Below are 17,961 nucleotides of genomic sequence, written 5' to 3' on the forward strand. Positions count from 1 at the left end.
TAACAGATTTTATAATATAGATAAAGTTTCTGAAATAACATTATGGATACGATAATACTATTATCACATTATACATTTTTTTTTAATATCTTTGCTCTGCAATATATCGAGTAAGACAGGCTTATTAATTTCAGGTATGAGATATGATAAAGATAATAAACGCAACATTACAAATATTCTTAAAATCACGTTTGATCATCACAATCTTTCTTTTTTTGGCATGTGTATCGTCATGCGGGCTTTTCGATAAGGAAATCAAGCAAGACAAACATATAGCTGAATTCAGATACCGGATGAACCGGATTATGGACAGTTTGGATAATCACAAGGAACGTATAAAAGCCTTTGAGAAGATCATTGAAAATATAGAGGCTGACGAAGACCTTATTACCCCCCGGAAAAAAAATATATTACTAGTAGAAGGAAATACCTTTATCAGCAATGAATACCTTAGCCTGGAGAACTATAAGAAAGCAATTAAATACACCAATATTATAATAGGAATAGACTCCACATCCCCAAAAGGATTTTATAACAGGGGCTGTATATATCAGATACTCGACGAAGACAGTTTAGCCATACTTGACTATAACAAAGCATTAAAGCTAAACTCTGATTATTCGGACGCCTACTACAATCGTGGTATTATCTACGAAGAGTCTGGCAATTATGATAAGGCGCTGGAAGATTACAACAGAGCCATTAAGCTGAACCCATCCTATATTATCGATGTATATACCAACCGAGGAAATACCTATCTGGCTAAAGAAGCCTATGACAAAGCAATCTCCGATTACGGTAAAATATTAAGTATAGACTCGGCCAATATAAAAGCATACAGCAACAGAGCCGGAGCTTACATCATACAGAAAGAATACGATAAGGCACTGATCGACTGCAACAAGGCCATCGCCTTAGACTCTACAAATATAAATGCCTACCAAAGACGGGCATCGATCTTCGAAGCACAGAAAGAATATAGTCAAGCATTGGATGACTACGGAAAAATCCTTGCTCTCGATCCGCATGATAAGTTCGACACACACGAGACTGTAAGAAAAGCGATAAAGAAGCTAAGACCTCTCTCCAAGCACAAATAAGCCGCTTATTCATATCGGTAGTGCCCTGTTATTTTAAAACCAAAGAGACAATCTTCCAGTACCTGTCCTCTCCCTATATTGTGAACGATCAGGGGACGCTTACCATCCGAAGACATGCGGTCGGTAACGATTCCAATATGCGTGATGCTTCCCCCCAGATCCCACGTAACTATATCTCCCGGCGAATAATCACTCCCTTTGTCCGATACCTTCAGTACAGTTCCAAAACGTGAAAAGTACATAGCCTGATTAGGAACCCGGCGGTGGTCAATATTCTTATCCGTACCCTTCAGCCCCCATTTTTTAGGATATTTGCTGAAGTTAGCTTTCATATCCACATGTATTTTTTGCTGCAAATCTATACCCAATTTCCGGTATGCCCTTACAATCACATCCGTACACACACCTTTATCGGATGGCACATCCCCATTAGGATACGGGATAGAATAATAACGGGGATCGTAAGTGACTTTATCTTTTGTCAACTCTATAGCTGCCGCCGACAAACGCTTGTAAAAATCTGCCTCCTGCGCATAAATACATAGATTAAGGAAAGAGAGCAAAAGTAATATCTGTAGTCTTCTCATACATGTGTAGTTTAACTATAAATCACCTTCCTCACTATACACATCCATCTCCTCCAGATTACCTACAAAAGCAGAAACAACATTATGCCATTCCTTCTCATACTTCAACAGATAACTCTCATGAGGCGAATCAGGGAATATCTTCAACTCTTTACGTTTGGAAGCAAGTCGGCCGAATATCCTTTCGGTTTCCTCTTCGGGAATGTTAGGATCTTTTCCTCCGCACATAAGCAATGCCGGAACATGAATCTTATCCGCATAATCCTGAGGATTGGCCTTAGATGCATCGAACCCGTTAATCTTGCCAAACCAGAAAGTAAACATTCCGCTCACAGGAAAATGCGGCATGCGCAGTTTATCCAACCGGGCATTTACTGTCTCCTGAAATGTGGCATATGGCGCTTCTATAACAATGGCTTTTACCAACAGGTTATAATCGGCCTGTGCTTTCATTATGGCTACCGCTCCCATCGAAAAACCTATCAGTATAATATTATCTTCCTGCAACTGGCTCACGGCATAGTTATGTGCATATTTTACATTCTCAGCTTCCATATAACCCAACGTAGTCTGGTTTCCATAAGAATCTCCTGCCCCCATAAAATTCACAAGCATAACATCATATCCCATATCCAGAAATACTTCCGCCCTATCTAGCATCGACGATTTTTCATCGATATATCCATGAAATGCAATTACCAGGCCACGCTTCAGCCTATGTGTATGTAGTAACCATGCATCCAGCTGCCTACCCTCACCTGCCGGTATACGGAGCGAATCATATGGTTGTGAAGGAAATGATTTGGTGCGGGGTCTTGGTAAGTCTAATCCGGTTATCGCAATCTTAACCGACTCCAAAAATGTCGGCTTATAGTCCAGTGTTAACGGTCTGGCATTCTCATCGAAATGAGATAAACTATATGCCTGAGCAATTATGGCAACATTTAATAATATAAATATTGCAATTAATACTCCAAGCCCTATTTTCAGATGCTTTTTATATTTCATTATCAGGGTAATCCATAAATAGACTCAACCTTATTTGGTGTAGAACACAGGCGCAAAGTAAGGCCTGTTCACCCATTTCCCGTTAAATGGATTCAGTTCGCGTATTACTCCGCCTTCTATTCCGAAGTTTTTGGTTATTTTCACTTCTATAGTGCCTCCATAATAAGTTTGCGGATACATATTCATCAATGGCCCGGCCACTCCGTTACGATCTCCACTAACAGAATATTGTCCATAACCGTTCAGACGAATACGGTCATGCAAAATGAATTTTACAGCACCGTTAACACCCACATCATTATAAGTAGCACCAAACAAATTATACTTTGCTCCGTATGGTCCGGCCGAAACAACCAGCCAGTCGAGAGGTTGATAATTAAAATTCATCCCGACATTTCTTGTTGCCCCTACCAGAGGATATGTATTATAAGATGATGATGAAGACAACCACATCTGATCAGAAAGGATTTGCCCTCCATAAAAGCTAAAATCATTAGCGAACGGGAAACTTGTAAAGGTATTGCTTTCGAGTGGAGGTCCCAGATAAACATCTAACGGGGGCAAACTTACGTCCGGCAGCTGGTACATTTCATCCTCATTTATCAGAGGATGATAAAGAGAGGCTTTTGATTTAGCCTGATTAGTTGCATTCTGATTGTTGAGCTGCAAATAATTATCAAGCTTTTCATTCAGGTTCAACGACTCTTTTTTCAAAGGAGGAAAACTATCCTTGGGCACCTCTGTCTGACTATACACAGTAGCAGAAATTGCCAGTAGTAATATAAAAACCAGTTTTTTCATAACCTTCCGTATTTAATTACTTTAACCGTAAAGTTAATAATTTATTGTTGTTAAAAAAAGCCTATTTGTTATTAAGTATATGTTTTTTCTTATTTTCCTAAAAGTGAAAAAGGTAACAAAGGTAACACAGAAAACAATTAATAATTAAGAATGAAAAATTAATAATTAGCTTGTCATGCTGAGCCGTGCGAAGCATCTCGCCAGAGAACAGTCATCGGTTAATAACTCGTCTACTCGTATCTAATATAACTTACAGCTTCCCTTCAATCCGTTCTTGATGTATATCCCGGCGGCAGAAACGGATAGGAATTCAGCTTGGGCTTCTCTACCGGAGGGGCAGATAGTTGAGCGACAAGTGGCTGTTCCATAACTTGCCCTTGCTCCATCTTCTCTTGCCCATTTGCCACTTTTCGTTCTTCACTTTTCGCTTTGCTTTCCTCTTCCAGTTTCCTATCTACAGCAGTAACTACCTCCGGATTGAGCGAACCGCCCGAACGGAAGCCATTCTCCTGTAATATCATCAGCTCACGTTTGGTTTCCTCATCCTGTACTTCGATGACCAGCGGACGGCGCTCCGATGCTAGTAAGCGGTCTTTGTCTTTTTTCCTTTCCTCCCGGTCGAGGACATACTTTATAGCACGGATGCTTGGCGGACAGAATTTCTTTTCCACTACACGGCATTTCTCCACATCGTTTACCGGATCATTCTTATCAGGGACATAGGTGATCTTCTCTTTTTTCTGCACATAGCCCTCTAACAGTTGCTTCAGCCCTATCCGTGCCGAGGCTATCATTACATCTTCGCGGTGGTCGATAGCTTCTTCCACTGCTTCACCGAAATCAGGCTTTGTCTTTTTCCATTCGTAAAATGTCTTCCGGCTGATTTTAAATGATTTGCAGATTTCAGATATGCTGCACAAGTCCTGCTCTATCATCCGGATAATTTCTGAGGCTGTTTTTTCTTTATACTTCATAAGGCTTAAATTTTTCGGCTCCTAATCCCCCGAAAGAAACTATGGCAAGCCGTATTTGTTAATAAATAAAGCCATTAACTAATAGCTCTTTTACTATAGATAAATAAATTTAAACTTGATTATACCTTAGCAATAAATATATAAATATATTTATATATAACTATGATTTTTATTATTTTACAAATACATTAATAAACCTTATCTTTGTACTGTAAAAAAACATTTTAGAATTCAAGATGTTTATATTCAAAAGATTTACACAATAAATAGAAAGGATCATTTTATGAAAACAACATTATACCGTGCATCTTCGAGAGGACATGCTTATCATGGATGGCTGGACACCTACCATACATTCAGTTTTGCTAATTATTACAATCCTGACCGTATCAATTTCGGAGCGCTTCGTGTAGTAAACGATGACATAGTAAAAGGAGGTGAAGGCTTCGGCACTCATCCTCACGACAATATGGAAATCGTATCCATACCCCTATATGGTGATCTTGAGCACAAAGACAGCATGGGACATACCGAAGTGATACGTGCCGGAGAAGTACAGGTAATGAGTGCGGGAACAGGTATTACCCACAGCGAGTACAATTCGAATGAGGATAAACCTGTCAATTTCTTTCAAATCTGGGTTTTTCCCGATAAGAGAAACGTAACACCACGCTACGACCAAAGGGCTTTTGACTATATACACAGCAAAAATCAGCTTGTACAGATAGTAGGGCCAAAGGATGACGCCGACAATACAGGTTTGTGGATACACCAGAATGCCTGGTTCAATATCGGTACATTCGAAAAAGGAAAAGAGATAGAATATAAAATAAAAGGAAAAGGCAACGGTGTTTTCGCCATGGTAGTAGAAGGTGAGTTCACAGTAGAAGGACAGAAGCTGCACCACCGCGACGGCTTTGGCATACAAGATACCGATATGGTCAAAATAACGGCAGATTCTGATAATGCCCGCATCTTATTAATAGATGTGCCAATGGAATTTTAACGGTAGGTAATGTGTAAGGAGCAAACATGTGATAGCCCGGAGAAAAACTCCGGGCTTTTTTTATTTATTTTTATCCGAAGCTATAAAATCGTCATTAAGCCTTTTCACCTTGCTCATCTTTATTTTGGCATCGTGACAGTATATAAGTGTATATCCTCCTTTTTCGGCATCTATAAGAAACCGTTCTTTCTCAGACAACGACGTTAGCGCACAAATATCATAAGCCGAAATCCATTCCAACGGCACATGAGCCGATGTAGGTATCAGGTCGCCGGGAAAAACATACATTCCGTCATCGCCATTGATGAATACAACCAACTGCCCTTCGCTATGTCCGTCGAAAAGCTGTAATTCAATCCCGTCGCACAGCAGCGTATCTTCATCTATTAAATGTAATTGCCCCGAATCGTACACAGGCAGGATATTATCTGCAAAAAGAGAATCCTTCTCCAAACGGTTAGATTTCAGAAAATTTGCCCACTGTTTACGGCTAAGCCAGTAACGGGCATTCGGAAAAGATGGAAGCAGCCGTCCTTTTTCATCTATACGGGTAGCACCTCCGCAATGATCGAAATGAAGATGCGTAAGCACCACGTCAGTTATTTCACCGGCCGTATATCCTGATTCTTTTACAGACTCGTCCGCACACTTCAAATCATATGGACGGTAATAAGATACCTTGTCGAGATGCTTATCTCCCATACCGGTGTCTATCAGTATCCGGCGATCCGCTGTAGTCGCCAATACACACCGCATAGCCAACGGACACAGGTTATCTGTATCGGCTGTATATTTTCGCTGCCACGCACGCTTAGGTATGGCGCCGAACATGGCCCCACCGTCGGCCATAATATATCCTGCTTCTATAATCTTTATATCAAACATACCCCTAAAGATATAAAAAAGAAAGAGACGGTTCTCACAACCACCTCTTCCAGACCTTAACACTAATATAAAACTAACATATACTATGATTAAAAAACAGGTAATAAAAAATCAACTAAACAATCTATCTAACACACTATGAAAAAAGTAAGAACCTGTTTTGTAGATAGAACACTGATTAATATATCTTTGTTCAATCTTATTGTTATATATTTTATTTATTAAAGAATAAATACCATCTACACACATATTTAGGCTATTTATTTAAGTTCCTGTTTATATTTTATTCGTTCTAATTTTCAGAGCTGTTTTTAGGATAATTTGTTCTTCCAGAAGCGATAATAGCGGGCTATTCGAGTTGAGTGAAAGGATAAATTAGACAAAAAGAGACTGAAAATGGACGAAAAAAGAACTATAACAAAATATTTTGGTAAAATTTAAACAGGTTCTAACATTCACCATATATTATTTACCTTTGTACAGAATTTATAAAATTGAAAATCTGCAATAATATCAGTAATCAATTCATAACTTATAATTCATAATTACCATACAATGCTTATAGCTAAAAAACTGAAAGAGGAAAACATAGGTGAATACCTTTTATATATGTGGCAGGTAGAAGATATGATACGGGCCAACGGTTTCGATATCGACAAAATCGATGAACAGATTATATCCCGTTTCGATCAGCCGGATAATGTAAAAAAAGAAATAAGGGAATGGTACGGAAACCTTATCGGGATGATGCACAGGGAAGATGTCTCTCAGAACGGACATCTGATTATAAATAAAAATGTGATCTCAGAACTCACCGATCTACATCTCCGCCTGTTAAAGGCTCCGGATGAAAGTGATTATTCGGCAGCATATTACAAGACATTGCCATTCATTGTAGAATTGCGCTCCAAATCGCCAGACAAAAATATTCCGGAACTGGAAACATGTTTTGCAGCATTATACGGTTATTTGCTGATGAGATTGCAGAAGAAAGAAATTTCGGGTGAAACACAGGCAGCTATATCGCAAATATCTTCATTTCTGCGTATCCTGTCACAGAAGTATAAGGCCGACAGAGATGGCAGCCTGAATATTCAGTAATCTAGTCCTTGTGCTTTTTTTCCCAAATACGACGGCGGATCAATGTATCGCCTATCAAAAGCAAGAGTACTACACACGCTATGGAGATAATTAACGGATCAAATTTCATCTCGGGCATGGTAAATGTCAGATCAATTTCCACTGGTTTTAATTCCGGTATAGACACCACGCCGAATAGCCAGAAAATAAGAGCGGGAATACCGAGCATCCCGATAATTCCTCCGGCAATAGCCAGAGTAGACTTCAAACTTCTCCGTTTAGTTTGCTTTGCAGCAGCTATATGGACATGCTTCATCAACCGGTTTTCGAAATCGGCTGATGGCTCGTCTAATTTCACTTCCTGAAATAAACTCCTGAGCTTGTCTTTTTCTTCTGCTTTCATAATTGTATGAGTTTATTTATTTCAAAGTTCATAAATTTTCTTATCCTGTGCAACTTTACTTTCACATTTGCGATACTGTTGTTCGTTATATCACTTATCTGCTGTATGCTCTGGTTGTTCAGATAAAACATCGAGATCAGCAAAGCATCGTCGGGAGGCAGCTTTTTGAGCACTATATCCAGATATTGCAATTTATCTTCAACACTTATTTCGTCAATTGTATCAGCTATTTCCGCATCGGGCATATTGGCAAAATTATCTTCTATGGCTGTAAATTCATGTTTCCGCTTGCGCAATTCCGATATCGTTGTATTATAAGCGATGCGGTATAGCCATGTAGCAAATTCAGACTCTTCACGAAATTTATCCAGAAACTGAAACGCCTTGATAAATACTTCCTGTGTAATATCTTCGGCGTCTACCTTGCGGGAAACGATTTTGCTGACAATGGTAAATACCATTCTCTGATAGCGGCGTACTATATGCACGAAAGCATCAGTATGACCATCTTTGATCCGGCGTACATAATAAATGTCATCAAAATCTGCCATACCCGTATGACGCAACAAGATTGAATAGGTTACAAATGTAAATGAAAAAATTTCAGAAAAACATTTTAAAGCTTATAGCCACCATCTATCTATAACAATTATGACCTAATATAATAGGGCAAACGCACGAAATAGAGGATTTTAGCCATTGGCCTCATTCACATTTATTAACTGCATATAGTTAAAACCTGACACATCTGACACTTTTGGGACTATTTCCGTACTGTCATTTTTACATCCATTAATCATATATAGTTAAAAGGTAACAAAGGTAACAGTCTTTTTAGCCTTTGTGTCCTTTGTGATTTCCTTCGTGTACTTAGTGTTTAAAAACTCTTTACCACAAGAGGCGCAAAGATTTACACAAAGAACACTATTTACAGTCAACAGTCAACAACTTGTATCTCGTACCTCGTCTACTCGTATCTCATATAACTTTCAACTTAGTACTTAAAACTCATTACTTGTTAAAAAGGTAACAAAGGTTACACTTTTTCTACTTATTCTTTTTACTCTCATTGTAAGTCCCCCCTGGGGCTATCAATACATCAAAGAACTATAAGCTAACAGCTATCGATATAGATAAACTTTCTGCATAAAAACACATATTTCGTGCGTTTGCCCTGCTAATATAATATTGAAATCCGGCAATAAATATTTTTTCATTTATTTTGTAACCTTTCTGTAACCCCTGCGTCAAAATGGACAAACGAACAAAACAAGAATGTTTAACTTCTAAAATTAGAAATTATGGAAATGATAGGAATTGTATGCGTTGTAGGCATAATCACTTATGGAGTCTACCGCTTATTCGAATTATTCGCACGCCGCAGGGAACGTATGGCAATGATAGAGAAACTTTCGTCGGGTATAGATCCGCAGATATTAAACAATCCCCTGCATATACAGAAATACAGGGATATTATAGTCGGATCATGGGCTATCCGCATCGGATTGCTACTTGTAGGTGTGGGATTGGGAGTAGTGACTGCTACCGTTGTTGACCTACTTGCTGTAGCGCCGGCTGACACCGACAGCAGAATGTATCACGAGTTCAGGAACACCATTTCGGTACTTTATCCTGCATGTGCAGCTGTTTTTGGTGGAATAGGACTGGTTATAGCCTACTTTGTGGAACAAAAGAACGAGAAGAAATCGAAAAGAAATGAAGAATAAGCAGAAGATAGTATCTAGTGATATCATATTTTCAATCTAACTGCTTATTGTATTCATTCTAAACAAAGTAACAAATAGGTCCGCGACCTTAATATCTATTGAATATGAAAGATAGATTATCCCCGATATTGTTCACTCTTATTATTTTGGCAATCGTCTTTGGTGTATAGTTTGCGGGAAACCGTCAGGGCTGGTTTCTCCGAAAAACAGCTGATGATTTCAGTATATGCTTCAATGTAAAGGATACTGTTATATCCATCCAAAGCAAGATTCCCGGATATGGAATTACAGGATGGAGCACAAGCAGGTATGACGACAACATACTCCATATCGACTTAAATGTATCCAGAGATCGCCAGAATGATATGACATTTAAGATAGACACGGTAAATGTTCATCATCTCGAACTTTACGGTAAAATATACCATATCAAAGAGTTGCCCATCTGCCAATAGCATTTGTGACTATATAATACTTAAAGCGCCAGATTTTGTTTATGGGCGCTTTTTTTATATAACAAATACATTATTTTGTTAAAAAGAATAAAATAAGCCGACACTTAGTGATAAAAATATAATTATTACGACAAATTCGTAGAAGGTGGATCGATAAGTAAAATCAATTTATATCTTAGCCATCCCAAATTGAACTAAAAAAACATATAAAAACTTCTTTATGAAAATCCGTATCCTGTTAATTGCCCTGTTTATTACAGGTTTTTCAACTATGTCGGCCCAGACTAGTACCCCGACTGCCAATATCGTAAATGTTCTTGTGAAAGGGCAATTGGTAGACTCTCTTACAAATGAGACAGTGCCTTATGCCACAATTAAAATAACAGACAAAGGAGCTACTCCTCAATTGCTAAAAGCTGTGGCCAGTGACGACAACGGAAAGTTTCAGCTGACTATGAACAAAAAAGGCGAGTTTCTTTTCACAGCCGAATTTATCGGAAAAAAAACGGTTACAAAAACGATTGAAATCGGAAATGCAAAAACACTCGATCTAGGCACAATCCTTATGCCTGATGATGCCCAGGCTCTGTCGGAGGTGGTCATATCGGCTCAGAAACCGCTAGTGAAGGTAGATTTGGACAAAATCACGTATAGTATGGAAGATGATCCGGAAGCTAAAACCAACAACGTGCTGGATATGTTGAAGAAAGTCCCTATGGTAACTGTAGACGGAGAAGAAAATATACAACTCAAAGGCTCCTCTAATTATAAAATATACCTCAACGGCAAACCCTCGAATATGATCACAAGCAATCCGAAAGATGTATTGCGCAGTATGCCGGCGAGTTCTATAAAGGATATAGAAGTTATTACCGACCCGGGGGCAAAATATGATGCGGAAGGCGTTGCCGGGATTATTAATATTATAACCCAGAAAAACACATCGATGGGTGGCTATACCGCTACATTAAACGGACGTGTAGATGATCTGGGCGGATTCGGTGCTGGCGCTTACCTACAGTTGAAACAAGGAATCGTAGGCTTTACCGGAGGATACAATTATTATGAATATAAACGCCCTAAAGGTGAATCATCCTTCTATCGGGAAAACTTTAAGAATGATGACTTCAAATATTTATCTCAAACCGGGTTCTCTAAAAATAATGGAAACGGACAATATGGAAACGGTGAACTCAGCTTCGAATTAGACACACTTAACCTTATCAATGTAGGCTTTAATCGTTACTTTGGAGAAGGAAAATCAACGAACGAACAAATTGCGGAGATGCTGAAAAATGACCGTACTCCACAATATAAATATGAACTCGACAGCCGCTCTAAACAAAACTATGGAGGAACGGATGTTAATGTAGATTACCAGCGTACCTTTAAGAAAAAAGATCAATTATTCACTGCTTCATACAGGTTCAGTCTTAGCCCGAACGATAGTAAATCAGACAACTCGGTAAATCACATAAATGGTACTCTTCCGGAAACAGCAGAAACGAACAATCAGTTTACCGACGCTGATATGAAAGAGCATACCTTTCAAACCGATTTTGTCACACCATTCGGAAAGATTCATAATTTAGAGGCCGGTGTAAAATATATCATACGTCTCAATCAGAGTAACAGTGGCTATGACTTTCTCAATGCAGACGGAGATTGGGTTAATAAGCCACAGATGTACGATAAATTCAAACACGAGCAAGATATTCTTGCTGCATACGGAGGTTACAGTGCAAAATTCCAAAAATGGGGAGTGAAAACAGGCTTGCGCTACGAAGCCACATGGTTGGAAGCTAAGTTTCCGAAAGATGAAAGCAAAAATTTTAAAAACGATTACTCAAATCTGGTTCCGTCGGCGACAATTACCTATCAGCTCAAACCTACGCAAAACATCCGCTTTGGCTACAATATGCGTATACAACGCCCGGGTATTTATCAACTAAATCCATATGAAGATACATCTAACCCTAATAATATCAGAATTGGTAATTCATCTCTGGACGCGGTTAAAAACCATAATTTAAGTATAAACTTCGGATCTTTCAGCAGAACACTGAACCTCAATCTGAATATGTCCTATGATTTCGAAAATAATGGTATTGAAAGTATTACTACTCTCAGCAATGATGTTGCAACTACTACATATGAAAATATAGGGGAACGAAAAAATTTCGGACTTTCGGGATATGTGAATTGGAGTCCTAATGATAAAATACGCATATACAGCAATATGTCGGGAAGATATGTAGATATTAAGTCCAACAGCAATTCATTATCAAATACAAAAATGAGTAACAGTGGATTTACCGGGAACATTTTTGCCGGAGGACAATATTCATTCCCGCTTAATTTTAAAGCGTATATAAATACAGGCTATTTTAGTCGTCAGATCAGCCTGCAAGGGGAAGGCCCTTCTTTCTTCTTTCACAGCTTATCTTTCTCTAAAGGTTTCATGAATGATAAATTGCAATTCCGAGCCTATGCCCAGAATCCATTCAAGAAGGACAATGAGTTTAAGAATATAACACGCAACGACGACTTCTACTCCGAATCTTTAAGTACCGGCAGGATGCGCCAATTCGGCGTTTCTGTCTCGTTCCGATTCGGAGAGATGAAAGCCCAGATAAAGAAAGCTCAGCGAAGCATCAATAATGATGATAATATGGGTGGCGGACAAGGTAATCAGGGTGGTCAAGGCGGACAAGGAGGCGGACAGAATTAGTCGGCATCTTAATTAATATATCAGAGGCTTTTCAGATGAGAAAAGCCTCTTTTTGTTTTATTACAAATCAAAAACCGATTTTTCATTTGTAATAAAAATAATAAATATTACATTTATACACAAACAGAGACTATATACATATATAGAAACATAAAAATAATCTGATTCACAAATATAAACATATGGTTATAAATAGAGATAGAACGAATATATCGATGATTACCAAAGCGATGGAGTTGTTAGAATCCCTATCGAAGTATCCTAAAGGATTAACTCTGCAGGAGATAGTAGGTGTCCTCAATTATCCCAAATCATCAATATACAAAATAGCTACCAATCTTCTCCTACTGGGTTATATAGGCCGTGAACCGGACAGTCTCCGTTATTTTCTGTCTCACAAATTGCTATTGCTTGGACTGACCGCTGTCAGCAGTTACGACATTATAGAAAAATCGGAAGAATATATGAAACGGTTGCGAGACAAGGTGGGCGAATCAGTCATGATAGGAACACTTTTGGATACAGAAGTAGTTCTGATAAAACAAGTACAAGGTAACCTCGATTTCGTATTTACCCTACAACAGGGAATGCGGTTCAATCTACATTCGACTGCCCCGGGCAAAGTCCTGTTAGCCTTTATGCCTGAGAAAGACCAAAAAGAGAAGCTTTCGGAAATCCATTTCGAAGCACATAACGAATATACCATCACAGAGAAAGGCCTATTAAAGAAGGAACTCGACAAAATTGTTACAGACGGATATGCCCTCGACCTGAATGAAACAGTAAAAGGAGTACATTGTATCGCCGCACCCATCTTCGACGAACGGGGCAATGCAATCGCCTGCATATGGACATCAGGCCCGGCAGGACGGCTATCACAAGACAAAGTCAGAAGCGTAGGTTTGCAGACTCGTAATGCAGGGTTGGAAATATCCCAAAACATCGGCTATAAACATAAATTAAAATAGAATAATAAGATGAAAAAAGTTATCATTTGCCTTCTGGCAATTGTCTCAGTTCAGTCAGCAATGGCTCAAAGCCTCGAAAAGATGCAATGGTTCAACGAACCCGAAAAATGGGAAGTAAAGAATAATACATTAAGTATGTTCGTTACTCCGCAAAGCGATTACTGGCGTATCTCGCATTATGGCTTCACAGTAGATGACGCACCTTTTTACTATGCAACCTATGGCGGTGAATTCGAGGTGAAAGTAAAAATCACAGGCGATTATAAAGCCCGATTCGACCAGATGGGGCTAATGCTTCGTATAGACCATGAAAATTACATAAAAGCAGGTGTGGAATTTGTTGATGGGAAGTTTAATCTGAGTACGGTCGTTACTCACAAAACAAGCGACTGGAGTGTTATTACATTGGATAATACACCTTCATTTGTCTGGATCAAAGCAGTAAGAAGGCTCGATGCCGTGGAAGTTTTCTATTCCTTCGATGACAAAACTTATACAATGATGCGCAATGCCCATCTGCAAGACAATATCCCCGTTATGGTGGGACTAATGGCGGCATGCCCGGATGGGAAAGGCTTCGACGCTAAATTCGAAAATTTCAAAGTTACTCATTTGCCGGATCAGCGGCGTTTGCAATGGCTAAAGAACAATCAATAACAAAATGGGGCGATAATATTCGTCCCTTTTTATTTAGGCAAGAGCATACATATTGCCCGGCAGATTCTTTATCAGTCCTTTCATTTCCAATTCCAGAAGAGTGGTAAACAATTGATATGCCGGAATATTCAGTTCTCTGGCCAGTTGGTCTATATGTATCGAATCTGTTGTGGCCAGTTTATCTGCAATGACCTTTTCTTCGTCTGTCAGAACGACAAACAGGTCTTGCTGACGCGGCATTTTCTTCTTTTTCTGCGATGCATCGTCCCAACCCATTTGCTGAAGGAAATATTCTGTCGATTGGAACAAATCCGCTTTGTGCGAAGCTATCAGCTTATTGCATCCACGCGAATACCTGTCCGACATCCGGCCGGGTACAGCGAATATATCTTTACAGTACGAGCCGGCAATCTCAGCAGTTATCAGAGAGCCTCCTTTTTCGTCCGATTCCACAACTATAACAGCATCTGCCATACCTGCCACAATACGGTTTCGGCGAACAAAGTTATAACGGTCGGGCTCGGTCTTGCTCGGAAAATCGGAAAGTAACCCTCCCTTTTCTAACATGTCAACTGCTGTTTGCCTATGTACAGCCGGATAAATCATATCCAGGCCATGTGCAAGCACTCCCACAGTGGACAGGTTATATTTGAGAGCAGCTCTGTGGGCATGTATATCTATCCCATAAGCAAGCCCGCTAACAATAAGTGTATCGGGTAATACTGCGGATATCTTTTCTAAAAATACATCGCAAAAGCTATTGCCATAATTCGTTGAATTGCGGGTACCAACAATGCTTATTACCTTGTCTGCATTAAAATCAGCTTTCCCTTTGAAATAAAAGAGTACCGGAGCATCGGCACAATCTTTCAGACGGTAGGGGTAATCTTTATCACTGATAAAGTAGGTAGAAATACCATTCTTTTCTACAAATTCAAGTTCTTTCTCTGCCCTATTCAATACTTCCGGATTTAATATCTCTCCAACAAGTTTGGGCGGAAGTCCCTGAATACTTAATAGTGATTTTCTGCCCGATCTGAATATTGCTTCTTCATCACCTAGCACCTGCAGCAGATTACGCGCAGTAATATCACCCACCCCTAATATCCGGGTAAGGGCAATCTGATAAAGACGCTTATCAGCAGATATACTCATTTATAAAGTTTCAGACAGGTTTTCTAATATCATGCCATCCTTCATATGGATGGTGCGGTCAGTTATAGAGGCCAGGTGCTCGTCATGCGTTACAATAACGAAAGTCTGACCAAGCGTATCACGTAGTTTGAAAAACAATTGATGTAGTTCATCTTTATTTTCAGTATCAAGACTACCCGAAGGCTCATCTGCAAGTATCACAGCCGGATCATTAATCAGCGCACGCGCAACGGCTACCCGCTGTTTTTCCCCTCCCGACAACTCATTTGGCTTATGTTCCATACGAAGCGATAGCCCGAGCATATCCAGAAGTTCTTTCGCTTTGGCTTTGGCTTGCGATTCCTTAACTTTACCTATAAGGGCGGGGATCATTACATTTTCCAATGCCGTAAATTCCGGTAACAGTTGGTGAAACTGAAATACAAATCCGATATTTTTGTTACGAAAATCCGAAAGACGGGAATCATTCAGCCTGCTCAGATTCTCATTATTAATATAAACAGTTCCGCTATCAGCCTTATCCAACGTCCCCATGATTTGCAGAAGAGTGGTTTTACCTGCACCACTGGCACCTACTATCGATATTATCTCTCCTTTTTCTACACGGAGGTCTATCCCTTTCAATACTTTGAGAGAACCAAAACTTTTGGTAATTCCTTCGACTGCGATCATCTGTTTGCTCTTTTAAAGAAAAGGCTACACAAAACATTTTTCTTTCATGTAGCCCTTTTTATTTTCTATTTGGTTACTAAATGCCTATTCCGAAATAATCGAATCCGGCATCATTCATTTCCTGCTTATTATAGATATTACGCCCGTCAAAAACGACAGGCTTATTCATTGTTTTCTTGATAACCTCCCAAGTAGGCAAACGGAATTCGTTCCATTCTGTTACCATAAGTATAGCATCTGCATCAAGTGTTGCATCATAAATATCTTTTGCATACACGATAGTATCCCCGAGTCTCTGATGTTTCGCCTCTTCCATCGCTACCGGATCATACGCCCTTATTTTACCTCCCGCTTTCAATATTTTATCTATCAGCACAAGAGACGGGGCTTCTCGCATATCATCTGTTTTGGGCTTGAAAGCCAATCCCCATACAGCTATGGTTTTCCCTTTGATATCACCATTGTAATATTTCATTAACTTATCAAAAAGAATATTTTTCTGGCGTTCATTTACATTTTCCACTGCCTCAAGTATTTCCATTTTATACCCGAGTTTATTCGCTGTTTTTATAATCGCTTTCACATCCTTAGGAAAACAACTGCCTCCATATCCACAACCGGAATACAAGAATTTAGAGCCTATACGGACATCCGAACCGATACCTTTACGTACCATATTTACATCTGCTCCCACAATTTCGCAAAGATTTGCTATATCATTCATAAAACTGATACGCGTAGCGAGCATTGCATTAGCGGCATACTTAATCATCTCTGCAGAAGGAATATCGGTATAAATTATACGGTAATTATTCAATGTAAATGGCTTATATAGCCTTTCCATCAGTTTTTGAGCTTCTTCCGATTCTACGCCCACAACTACCCGGTCGGGCTGCATAAAGTCTGTTATAGCTGCTCCTTCTTTCAGAAATTCAGGATTAGAAGCCACATCGAACTTCAAGTCGGATAAACCTCTTTTATCCAGTTCTTCTTGTATAGTCTTTTTTACCAATTTGGCTGTCCCTACGGGTACAGTACTTTTGGTAACAATCACCATATACTTATTTAGGTTTTTCCCTACCGTACGGGCAACTTCAAGTACATACTTAAGATCTGCACTGCCATCTTCGTCAGGAGGAGTACCCACAGCTGAAAACACAATATTAACATCGTTAAGAATTGCACTCAGGTCAGTAGTAAAATGTAAACGCCCTGCTTTATGATTACGTTCCACCATTTCATCCAGTCCGGGTTCAAAGATAGGTATGACACCATTCTTCAGATTTTCAATCTTTTTTTGGTCAATATCGACACAATAAACTTCTGTACCCATCTCTGCAAAACAAGTCCCCGTAACAAGACCCACATACCCCGTACCAACAATTGCTATTTTCATTAATGATAAATTTTATTTTTGCGTTTTATAAATACTTGTGATAATATATAAACTTAATCGGTTTGATTTTCTGGCACAAAGATAATATATTTTTAGTAAATACATACGCATAAGCATTAATGTGCAAATCCAATTAGAAAATCTTAGACATTATCAGATTAGAGAACACCCCCTTCGCAACCATTTACATAACCAATTAACTACCAACCATTTTTACCGAATAATTAAAAAAAGGTAACAAAGGTAACAGTTTTTGTTCTTTATGCCCTTTGTGATTTTCTTCGTGTACTTAGTGGTTAAATCTCTTTACCACAAGGAACACAAAGTGTTACACAAAGAATACTTTTTTCAGCAAA

General features: G+C 39.1%; 18 protein-coding genes. 7 read left to right on the forward strand and 11 right to left on the reverse strand.

The features are described from left to right. Window positions 1-143: 143 nt before the first annotated feature. Window positions 144-1,100, forward strand: a complete 957-nt coding sequence (locus tag QZL88_RS05165) for a tetratricopeptide repeat protein (RefSeq protein WP_296938961.1) — start codon at window positions 144-146, stop codon at window positions 1,098-1,100. Between the two features lie 5 nt (window positions 1,101-1,105). Here QZL88_RS05165 and QZL88_RS05170 read toward each other — a convergent pair whose 3' ends face one another. The 4 genes from QZL88_RS05170 to QZL88_RS05185 form a co-directional block, all read right to left on the reverse strand. Next, entirely contained in the window at window positions 1,106-1,687 is a 582-nt protein-coding gene (locus QZL88_RS05170; protein WP_296938962.1) for a DUF1287 domain-containing protein, read from the reverse strand. A 15-nt stretch (window positions 1,688-1,702) separates the two neighbouring features. Next, complete coding sequence (locus QZL88_RS05175; RefSeq protein WP_296938963.1) at window positions 1,703-2,695, reverse strand: alpha/beta fold hydrolase; 993 nt, start codon at window positions 2,693-2,695, stop codon at window positions 1,703-1,705. Between the two features lie 30 nt (window positions 2,696-2,725). Beyond that, the gene (locus tag QZL88_RS05180) at window positions 2,726-3,496 is read right to left on the reverse strand and encodes a hypothetical protein (RefSeq protein WP_296938964.1); all 771 of its coding nucleotides are present in this window, start codon (window positions 3,494-3,496) and stop codon (window positions 2,726-2,728) included. 263 nt (window positions 3,497-3,759) lie between these two features. Further along, window positions 3,760-4,470: a phBC6A51 family helix-turn-helix protein gene (locus tag QZL88_RS05185; RefSeq protein WP_296938965.1), complete on the reverse strand. Its 711-nt coding sequence runs from the start codon at window positions 4,468-4,470 to the stop codon at window positions 3,760-3,762. Between the two features lie 283 nt (window positions 4,471-4,753). Here QZL88_RS05185 and QZL88_RS05190 point away from each other — a divergent pair, with 283 nt between their 5' ends. After that, window positions 4,754-5,476, forward strand: coding sequence for a pirin family protein (locus QZL88_RS05190; RefSeq protein ID WP_296938966.1), 723 nt, complete (start codon window positions 4,754-4,756; stop codon window positions 5,474-5,476). A 60-nt stretch (window positions 5,477-5,536) separates the two neighbouring features. On the opposite strand, the gene QZL88_RS05195 is transcribed toward QZL88_RS05190, so the two are convergent. After that, a complete protein-coding gene (locus QZL88_RS05195; RefSeq protein WP_296938967.1) occupies window positions 5,537-6,361 on the reverse strand; it encodes an MBL fold metallo-hydrolase in 825 nt (274 codons plus the stop codon). Between the two features lie 555 nt (window positions 6,362-6,916). Here QZL88_RS05195 and QZL88_RS05200 point away from each other — a divergent pair. Beyond that, window positions 6,917-7,462 carry a DUF4924 family protein gene (locus QZL88_RS05200; protein WP_296938968.1) on the forward strand — a complete coding sequence of 182 codons (546 nt, stop codon included), beginning with the start codon at window positions 6,917-6,919 and terminating at the stop codon, window positions 7,460-7,462. 1 nt (window position 7,463) lies between these two features. Here QZL88_RS05200 and QZL88_RS05205 read toward each other — a convergent pair whose 3' ends face one another. Together QZL88_RS05205 and QZL88_RS05210 are read right to left on the reverse strand one after the other, a co-directional pair. Continuing rightward, window positions 7,464-7,844, reverse strand: coding sequence for a hypothetical protein (locus tag QZL88_RS05205; protein WP_006798413.1), 381 nt, complete (start codon window positions 7,842-7,844; stop codon window positions 7,464-7,466). Next, entirely contained in the window at window positions 7,841-8,395 is a 555-nt protein-coding gene (locus QZL88_RS05210) for a sigma-70 family RNA polymerase sigma factor (protein ID WP_296938969.1), read from the reverse strand. Before QZL88_RS05210 ends, QZL88_RS05205 begins: the two co-directional genes overlap by 4 nt. A 750-nt stretch (window positions 8,396-9,145) precedes the next feature. Between QZL88_RS05210 and QZL88_RS05215 the strand changes: the two genes are divergently transcribed. Continuing rightward, window positions 9,146-9,571 carry a DUF6249 domain-containing protein gene (locus QZL88_RS05215; RefSeq protein WP_296938970.1) on the forward strand — a complete coding sequence of 142 codons (426 nt, stop codon included), beginning with the start codon at window positions 9,146-9,148 and terminating at the stop codon, window positions 9,569-9,571. A gap of 116 nt (window positions 9,572-9,687) precedes the next feature. Here the strand turns inward: QZL88_RS05215 and QZL88_RS05220 are convergent, their stop codons facing one another. After that, on the reverse strand, window positions 9,688-9,900 hold the full coding sequence (locus tag QZL88_RS05220; RefSeq protein WP_296938971.1) for a hypothetical protein: 213 nt from the start codon (window positions 9,898-9,900) through the stop codon (window positions 9,688-9,690). Between the two features lie 346 nt (window positions 9,901-10,246). Between QZL88_RS05220 and QZL88_RS05225 the strand changes: the two genes are divergently transcribed. From QZL88_RS05225 to QZL88_RS05235, 3 genes are all read left to right on the forward strand, one after another. Beyond that, window positions 10,247-12,757 (forward strand): outer membrane beta-barrel family protein, encoded by a 2,511-nt coding sequence (locus QZL88_RS05225; RefSeq protein WP_296938972.1) that lies wholly within the window; start codon window positions 10,247-10,249, stop codon window positions 12,755-12,757. 182 nt (window positions 12,758-12,939) lie between these two features. Continuing rightward, window positions 12,940-13,725 (forward strand): IclR family transcriptional regulator, encoded by a 786-nt coding sequence (locus QZL88_RS05230; protein ID WP_296938973.1) that lies wholly within the window; start codon window positions 12,940-12,942, stop codon window positions 13,723-13,725. Between the two features lie 9 nt (window positions 13,726-13,734). Continuing rightward, the gene (locus tag QZL88_RS05235) at window positions 13,735-14,382 is read left to right on the forward strand and encodes a DUF1349 domain-containing protein (protein ID WP_296938974.1); all 648 of its coding nucleotides are present in this window, start codon (window positions 13,735-13,737) and stop codon (window positions 14,380-14,382) included. Window positions 14,383-14,415: 33 nt separating this feature from the next. On the opposite strand, the gene dprA is transcribed toward QZL88_RS05235, so the two are convergent. The 3 genes from dprA to QZL88_RS05250 form a co-directional block, all read right to left on the reverse strand. Beyond that, window positions 14,416-15,537, reverse strand: coding sequence for a DNA-processing protein DprA (gene dprA, locus QZL88_RS05240; RefSeq protein ID WP_296938976.1), 1,122 nt, complete (start codon window positions 15,535-15,537; stop codon window positions 14,416-14,418). After that, entirely contained in the window at window positions 15,538-16,209 is a 672-nt protein-coding gene (locus QZL88_RS05245; RefSeq protein WP_296938977.1) for an ABC transporter ATP-binding protein, read from the reverse strand. Between the two features lie 76 nt (window positions 16,210-16,285). Next, window positions 16,286-17,605, reverse strand: coding sequence for a UDP-glucose/GDP-mannose dehydrogenase family protein (locus QZL88_RS05250; protein ID WP_296938978.1), 1,320 nt, complete (start codon window positions 17,603-17,605; stop codon window positions 16,286-16,288). Between the last annotated feature and the right edge of the window lie 356 nt (window positions 17,606-17,961).

It is taken from the genome of uncultured Dysgonomonas sp., assembly GCF_900079725.1.
GTDB lineage: Bacteria > Bacteroidota > Bacteroidia > Bacteroidales > Dysgonomonadaceae > Dysgonomonas.

What these genes read in the sequence shown, in the direction of transcription:
- QZL88_RS05225 (WP_296938972.1), top strand. Translation starts at nt 10,247, where the DNA reads ATGAAAATCCGTATCCTGTTAATTGCCCTGTTTATTACAGGTTTTTCA.
- QZL88_RS05185 (WP_296938965.1), bottom strand. Translation starts at nt 4,470, where the DNA reads ATGAAGTATAAAGAAAAAACAGCCTCAGAAATTATCCGGATGATAGAG.
- dprA (WP_296938976.1), bottom strand. Translation starts at nt 15,537, where the DNA reads ATGAGTATATCTGCTGATAAGCGTCTTTATCAGATTGCCCTTACCCGG.
- QZL88_RS05205 (WP_006798413.1), bottom strand. Translation starts at nt 7,844, where the DNA reads ATGAAAGCAGAAGAAAAAGACAAGCTCAGGAGTTTATTTCAGGAAGTG.
- QZL88_RS05165 (WP_296938961.1), top strand. Translation starts at nt 144, where the DNA reads ATGATAAAGATAATAAACGCAACATTACAAATATTCTTAAAATCACGT.
- QZL88_RS05200 (WP_296938968.1), top strand. Translation starts at nt 6,917, where the DNA reads ATGCTTATAGCTAAAAAACTGAAAGAGGAAAACATAGGTGAATACCTT.
- QZL88_RS05220 (WP_296938971.1), bottom strand. Translation starts at nt 9,900, where the DNA reads ATGGAGTATGTTGTCGTCATACCTGCTTGTGCTCCATCCTGTAATTCC.
- QZL88_RS05230 (WP_296938973.1), top strand. Translation starts at nt 12,940, where the DNA reads ATGGTTATAAATAGAGATAGAACGAATATATCGATGATTACCAAAGCG.
- QZL88_RS05245 (WP_296938977.1), bottom strand. Translation starts at nt 16,209, where the DNA reads ATGATCGCAGTCGAAGGAATTACCAAAAGTTTTGGTTCTCTCAAAGTA.
- QZL88_RS05190 (WP_296938966.1), top strand. Translation starts at nt 4,754, where the DNA reads ATGAAAACAACATTATACCGTGCATCTTCGAGAGGACATGCTTATCAT.
- QZL88_RS05195 (WP_296938967.1), bottom strand. Translation starts at nt 6,361, where the DNA reads ATGTTTGATATAAAGATTATAGAAGCAGGATATATTATGGCCGACGGT.
- QZL88_RS05215 (WP_296938970.1), top strand. Translation starts at nt 9,146, where the DNA reads ATGGAAATGATAGGAATTGTATGCGTTGTAGGCATAATCACTTATGGA.
- QZL88_RS05170 (WP_296938962.1), bottom strand. Translation starts at nt 1,687, where the DNA reads ATGAGAAGACTACAGATATTACTTTTGCTCTCTTTCCTTAATCTATGT.
- QZL88_RS05210 (WP_296938969.1), bottom strand. Translation starts at nt 8,395, where the DNA reads ATGGCAGATTTTGATGACATTTATTATGTACGCCGGATCAAAGATGGT.
- QZL88_RS05175 (WP_296938963.1), bottom strand. Translation starts at nt 2,695, where the DNA reads ATGAAATATAAAAAGCATCTGAAAATAGGGCTTGGAGTATTAATTGCA.
- QZL88_RS05250 (WP_296938978.1), bottom strand. Translation starts at nt 17,605, where the DNA reads ATGAAAATAGCAATTGTTGGTACGGGGTATGTGGGTCTTGTTACGGGG.
- QZL88_RS05180 (WP_296938964.1), bottom strand. Translation starts at nt 3,496, where the DNA reads ATGAAAAAACTGGTTTTTATATTACTACTGGCAATTTCTGCTACTGTG.
- QZL88_RS05235 (WP_296938974.1), top strand. Translation starts at nt 13,735, where the DNA reads ATGAAAAAAGTTATCATTTGCCTTCTGGCAATTGTCTCAGTTCAGTCA.